Here is a 6387-nt window from a genome sequence, read left to right on the forward strand (position 1 = left end):
GTCCGTCGGAACGCGACGGACCCCGCTTCGTTTCATGACCCATCACCGGGTAATTCGGCAGGAAGACGCCCATGCACCAGGGTAGTGCCGACGACCCGGCTACTCCCACTCGATGGTGGCCGGCGGCTTGGACGAGATGTCGTAGCACACGCGGTTGATGCCGTCCACCTCGTTGATGATCCGGGTGGAGATCCGCGCCAGCACGTCGTGCGGAAACGGGTACCAGTCCGCCGTCATCCCGTCGCGGCTCGTGACCGCCCGCAGCGCGCACACGTTCTCGTACGTGCGCTCGTCGCCCATGACGCCCACGGAGCGCACCGGGAGCAGCACCGCGAAGGCCTGCCAGATGTCGTCGTAGAGACCCGCGGCGCGGATCTCCTCCAGGTAGATGGCGTCCGCCTGGCGGAGCACGTCCAGCTCCCCCCGGTCCACCGCGCCCAGGATGCGGATCGCCAGCCCCGGGCCGGGGAAGGGGTGCCGCCCCACCATCTCCTCCGGGAGCCCCAGCTCGCGCCCCACCTGCCGCACCTCGTCCTTGAACAGCTCGCGGAGCGGCTCGATGAGCGCGAACTTCATGTCCTCCTTGAGCCCGCCCACGTTGTGGTGCGTCTTGATGGTCGCGGAGGGGCCCTTCACCGAGAGCGACTCGATCACATCCGGGTAGAGCGTCCCCTGCACCAGGAACTTCGCGTCGGAGCCCGCCCTTGCGACGGCGTCCTCGAACACGTCGATGAAGGTGTTGCCGATGATCTTCCGCTTCCGCTCCGGGTCCTCCACCCCTTTCAGCCGCTCCAGGAACAGCTCCGACGCGTCCACGGTCTCCAGCTTCATCCCCATGTGCGCCCGGAAGGTGCGCTCCACACCCTCCCGCTCGCCTTTCCGCAGCAGCCCGGTGTCCACGAACACGTTGGTGAGCTGGTCGCCGATGGCGCGGTGCACCAGCGTGGCGGCCACGGACGAGTCCACCCCGCCCGAGAGGCCGCAGATGACCTGCGCGTCACCCACCAGCGCGCGGATCCGCTCCACCTCGCTGTCGATGTACGAGCCCGCCGTCCAGGTGGGCGCGCACCCGCAGATGCCGAAGACGAAGTTGGAGATCATGTCCGCGCCCCGGACGGTGTGCACCACCTCCAGGTGGAACTGCACGCCGAAGACGGGACGGTCCTCCGCCTGGAACGCGGCCCACGGCAGCCCCTCGGTGCTGGCGAGGAGGCGGTACCCCGGCGGCGGCTCCACCACGTGGTCGCCGTGGCTCATCCACACGGGGGTGGACTCGCCGGCCGCGAAGCCGTCGAAGATCCCGGACGGGTCCTGCACCGTCACCTGCGCGCGGCCGTACTCCCGCTTGCCGCGCTCCACCACGCCGCCCTCCAGGAAGGTGATGAGCTGCATCCCGTAGCACACGCCGAGCACGGGAGTGCCCATCCGGAGCAGCTCGGGCTCGGCGGTGGGGACGTCCTCGCCATAGACGGACGAGGGGCCGCCGGAAAGGATGATCCCCTTGGGCGCCCACTCGCGGATCCACTCCAGCGAGCGCGTGGGGGGGTGGATCTCGCAGTAGACGTGCTCCTCCCGGATCCGCCGGGCGATGAGCTGCGTGAACTGCGAGCCGTAGTCGATGATCAGGATGCGGTTGGAATCCACGGTCGTCCGGTCCGTCGCCGTTCGGGTGAGCGCTGGGCGAAGGCGACAAGATAGGGGGACGGCGGAGGCGTGGAAAGCGAAGCGGCCGTCCCCCGGGGCACCGGCGCCTCCGGTGCCCCGGGTGCGTTCCACCCCGTCTTCCCGACTTGACCTTGCGGCACCATTTTCGCGGAGAGATTTTTGTGCGCTACGGAAACATCCGTCGGCACCGGTGTCGTCGCCCTCACGCCCCCGACACCGGCTCCCGCCGGCCGCTTTCCCGGTCCTCCCCCGTCGTCAAAAGGTATACTGCTGTATGCGTGGTGCGAGCGTCTCCCCCGTCCTGCCGCTGCTCGCGGCCGCCCTGCTCCTCTCCGCCTGCGCGGAGTCCGCCGAACAGCTCGACCGCCCCGGGGGCTTCGCCCGCACGGCGAGCGCGTTCCTCTCCGAGGAAGCCGCGGCGCAGCCGTCCGCCGCGCGGGCGCCGGAGCCTCCGCCCCCGCCGCCCGCCCCGCGCGAGACGGTACCGCCCATCATCCGCGGGGTCTACGTCAGCTCGTACGCCTTCGCCACGCCGGCCAAGCGGGCGGCCCTCCTCGCGCTGGCCGAGACCACGGAGATCAATGCCTTCGTCGTGGACGTCAAGGACGACGACGGGATCCGCTACGTGAGCGAGGACCCGCTGGCGCGCGAGGTGTCGAAGGGGACGATCCCGCTGAAGGACCTCCGCGCCGTGGTGGACACGCTGAAGGCGCACGGGATCCACCCCATCGCCCGCGTCGTGGTCTTCAAGGACCGCTACCTCGCCCCGGCGCGGCCGGAGTGGGCCATCCGCACCCCGCAGGGGGAGCTGTGGATCGACAAGGCGGGGAACCGCTGGATGAGCGCGTGGGACGAGCGGGTGTGGGACTACAACATCCGCGTGGCGGAGGAGGCGGCGCGCGCCGGCTTCCGAGAGATCCAGTTCGACTACGTCCGCTTCCCGGAGGCGTACCGGAGCCTCCCGAAGCAGGTGCACGCCCGGGAGGGCGGCCAGCGGACCGACGCCATCGCGGGGTTCCTGAGCGAGGCCCGGCGGCGGCTGCACCCGCTGGGTGTGACGGTCACGGCGGACGTGTTCGGGCTTTCCATGAACGAGGCCGCCGACGTGGGGATCGGGCAGCAGTGGGAGACGCTCTCGGGGATCGCCGACGGTCTCCTCCCCATGGTGTACCCGTCGCACTACTTCCCCACGCACCTCCCGGGGATCCGCACCCCCAACCGGCTCCCCTACGAGACCGTCTTCACCTCGGTGGGGATGGGGGTGATCCGGAACCAGCGGATGCGGGACGCCGGGCACACGCCGGCGCGCCTCGTCCCCTGGATCCAGGCGTTCAGCATGGGCCACCGCTACGGGCCGGAGGAGCTGCGGGCCCAGACGCGGGCGCTCTACGACCTGGGGCTGGAGGACTGGATCCTGTGGAACGCCGCCTCCAGGTACGACGCGGTCGCCGCCGGCCTGGAGCGGGAGACCACACCCCGGGCGAAGCAGTTCGGGGCGCCGGAGCGGCTGGTGCGGATGGTTGACCGCTTCGACCGCGAGGGCGCCGCGGCTGCGCGGGAGCGGCTGTCGCCCGAGAGAACGACGGCGGTCGGGATGGACTGAGCGCCCGGAGCTCGCGGGTCAAACACAGCGGGGCGGCTCCTGACCCAGGAGCCGCCCCGCGCTGCGCTTTGTCCGACCGGGCGCCGCCTACAGGCCCAGCTCTGCCGCCACAAGGTCGTCGAGCGTCTCCCGGCGGCGCGCGAGCTTCGCTTCGCCCCCCTCCACGATCACCTCGGCGGGGCGGGGACGCTGGTTGTAGGTGCTGCTCATGGAGAAGCCGTACGCGCCCACGGTGTGGATCGCCAGCAGCTCGCCGGGCTCGGGCCGCTCCAGCTCCCGGTCGAGCGCCAGGAAGTCGCCGGTCTCGCAGATGGGGCCCACCACGTCGCCGCGGACCGATTCGCGCCCGTGGAGCTGCACCGCGTCCACCGCGTGCCACCCGGCGTAGTGGCTGGGCCGGAGGAGGTCGTTCATCCCCGCGTCCGTGATGATGAAGCGCTTCCCGCCCCCCTCCTTGAGGTAGAGCACGCGGGTCACCAGCAGTCCCGCGTGGCCCACGACGAAGCGCCCGGGCTCGACCAGCAGCTTGAGCCCGCTGTCCAGGAGCTCGGGGACCACCACCTCCGCGAACTCGGCCGGGGAGATCCCCTCCTCGCCCGTGTACGAGATCCCGAAGCCGCCCCCCAGGTCCACGAACTCCAGCGGCAGCCCCTCCTGCTTGAGCGAGTGGGCCAGGTCGAGCACGTGCTGCAGCGCGCGGCGGTACGGCTCCACCTCCAGGATCTGCGAGCCGATGTGCACGTCCACCCCGCGCACCCAGATCCCCGGGAGCTTGGCGGCCACGCAGTACAGGTCGCGCGCCCGCTCCGCCGCGATCCCGAACTTGGTGGCCGCGTGCCCGGTGCGGGTGTACGCGTGCGGCGTCGGCGTCTCGATGTCGGGGTTCACCCGGAGCGCCACCGGCGCCTTCCGGCCCGTGGCCTTCGCCAGCTCCGAGAGGGCGATCAGCTCCCCCTCCGACTCCACGTTGAAGGCGTAGATCCCCGCGTCCAGCGCCGCCGCCAGCTCATTGACGGTCTTCCCCACCCCGCTGAAGACGATCCGGTCCCCCGGGATCCCGGCCAGCCGCGCCCGGTGCAGCTCCCCCCCGGAGACGATGTCCGCCCCCGCCCCCATCTCCGCCAGGGTGCGGAGCACCGCCAGGTTGCCGTTGGCCTTGACCGAGTAGGCGATCAGGTGCGGCACGGGCGCGAGCGCCTCGGTGAGCTCCCGGAAGCGCTCCCGGATCGCGGTGCGGGAGTAGATGTAAAGGGGCGTCCCCCAGCGGGCCACCAGGTCGGGAATCGCGACGTCCTCGCAGAAGAGGACCCCGTCCCGGCGAGGAAACGCTTCGGTGCGGGACGCATTAGGAGCCGAGAGAACTTCCATGCGATGACCGGAGTACGGGATGCGGGCCGTCGGCGAGGGTGGAAATCTACGCGGTGGACGAACTTCCGACCAGCCCGCCCCCCGGGCCCCGGCCATGGAAAGAGCGGAGCCGCGCGCCGCGGCTCCGCCCCATGTCCAGCTCCGGCGTCCCGGGCTCAGTACGCCTTCGCCCAGACCGCCTCGGTGACGGACTCCCCGCCGCAGACCACGCATTCCGTGGGCGCCTCGGGCGAGCGGAACTCCTCGAAGGGGAGGACGCGGATGGTGGCCTTGGTCTCCTCCTTCACCCGGGCCTCGCACTCCGCCGAGCCGCACCAGCCGGTGTAGACGAACCCGCCTTCGCCGTCGATGATCTCGCGGAAGCGCGGGTAGCTGTCCACCCCGCGGTGGGAGCTCGCCTCTCGGCGCGCACGCGCCCGCTCCAGCAGGAACGCCTGGAACTGCTCCAGGCGCTCCGCCATGGAGGCCAGCACCTCCGCTTCGGGGAGGAACTGCTTGCGCTCCTCGCCCTCGCCCACGACGCGCCGTACAAGCACCACCTGCTCCTTGGCGATGTCCTTGGGCCCCACCTCGATGCGGAAGGGGACGCCCTTGGTCTCCCACTCGTAGAACTTGGCCCCGGGAGACATCTTGTCCCGGTCGTCCACGTGCGTGCGGATCCCGTCCAGCGCGGCCACGATCTCGCGCGCCTTGCCCAGCACCAGCTCGCGTTCCTCGTCCTTGCGGTAGATGGGGACGATCACCACCTGGATGGGCGCGACGCGGGGGGGCATCACCATCCCCTGGTCGTCGCCGTGCGTCATCACCAGCCCGCCGATCATCCTCGTGGAGACGCCCCAGCTGGTGTTCCAGGCGTACTCTTCCGCACCCGACTCGCTGGCGAACTTCAGCTCGAACTGGCGAGCGAAGTTCTGCCCCAGGTTGTGCGAGGTCCCCGCCTGGAGGGCGCGGTTGTCCTGCATCATCGCCTCGGTAGCGTAGGTGCGCAGAGCCCCGGCGAACTTCTCCGACTCGCTCTTGCGCCCCGTGAGCACGGGCATCGCCAGCCACCCCTCCATGAACTCGCGGTAGACGCCGAGCATCTGCAGCGTCTCCTCCTCCGCTTCCGCCTCGGTGGCGTGCGCGGTGTGCCCCTCCTGCCAGAGGAACTCTGTGGTGCGCAGGAAGAGGCGGGTGCGCATCTCCCAGCGCACCACGTTCGCCCACTGGTTGTAGAGGAGCGGCAGGTCGCGGTAGCTCTGCACCCACTTGGAGAACATCTCGTAGATGATGGTCTCCGAGGTGGGGCGGACGATCAGGGGCTCCTCCAGCTTGCTGTCCGGGTCGGGGATCAGCCCGCCGCCCTCCACCGCCTTGAGGCGGGTGTGGGTGACGATCGCCGCCTCCTTGGCGAAGCCCTCCACGTGCTCCGCCTCGCGGGCAAGGAACGACTGCGGAATGAAGAGGGGGAAGTACGCGTTCTGGTGCCCGGTCTCCTTGAAGCGGCGGTCCAGCTGGTCGCGCATCAGCTCCCAGAGGCGGTAGCCGTAGGGGCGGATGACCATGCAGCCGCGCACGGGCGAGTAGTCCGCCAGCTCCGCCCGGAGCACCAGCTCGTTGTACCAGGCGCTGAAGTCCTCCGCCCGGGTCGTGAGTGCCTTGTCGTTCGCCATGTCAGTGTATCGAAAGAGTTCCGGTTGTCCGTGTCGAGCCGGGCGCCCCCGCGTCGGGAGCGCCCGGTGTCCAGCCCGCGGCGGCGCGGGCCGCACGGC

Annotated in this window: 4 protein-coding genes; 1 reads left to right on the forward strand and 3 read right to left on the reverse strand. The window is 70.7% G+C overall.

What is annotated here, in order from left to right; translation table 11 throughout:
- Positions 1-99 precede the first annotated feature (99 nt).
- Positions 100-1644: a glutamine-hydrolyzing GMP synthase gene (guaA, locus tag VGR37_06195; protein ID HEV2146971.1), complete on the reverse strand. Its 1545-nt coding sequence runs from the start codon at positions 1642-1644 to the stop codon at positions 100-102.
- 295 nt (positions 1645-1939) lie between these two features.
- Between guaA and VGR37_06200 the strand changes: the two genes are divergently transcribed.
- The gene (locus tag VGR37_06200) at positions 1940-3268 is read left to right on the forward strand and encodes a putative glycoside hydrolase (protein HEV2146972.1); all 1329 of its coding nucleotides are present in this window, start codon (positions 1940-1942) and stop codon (positions 3266-3268) included.
- An 87-nt stretch (positions 3269-3355) separates the two neighbouring features.
- On the opposite strand, the gene lysA is transcribed toward VGR37_06200, so the two are convergent.
- Both lysA and proS read right to left on the reverse strand, forming a co-directional pair.
- Entirely contained in the window at positions 3356-4636 is a 1281-nt protein-coding gene (gene lysA / locus VGR37_06205; protein ID HEV2146973.1) for a diaminopimelate decarboxylase, read from the reverse strand.
- A 155-nt stretch (positions 4637-4791) separates the two neighbouring features.
- On the reverse strand, positions 4792-6288 hold the full coding sequence (proS, locus tag VGR37_06210; protein ID HEV2146974.1) for a proline--tRNA ligase: 1497 nt from the start codon (positions 6286-6288) through the stop codon (positions 4792-4794).
- Between the last annotated feature and the right edge of the window lie 99 nt (positions 6289-6387).

Source organism: Longimicrobiaceae bacterium (assembly GCA_035936415.1).
GTDB lineage: Bacteria > Gemmatimonadota > Gemmatimonadetes > Longimicrobiales > Longimicrobiaceae > JAFAYN01.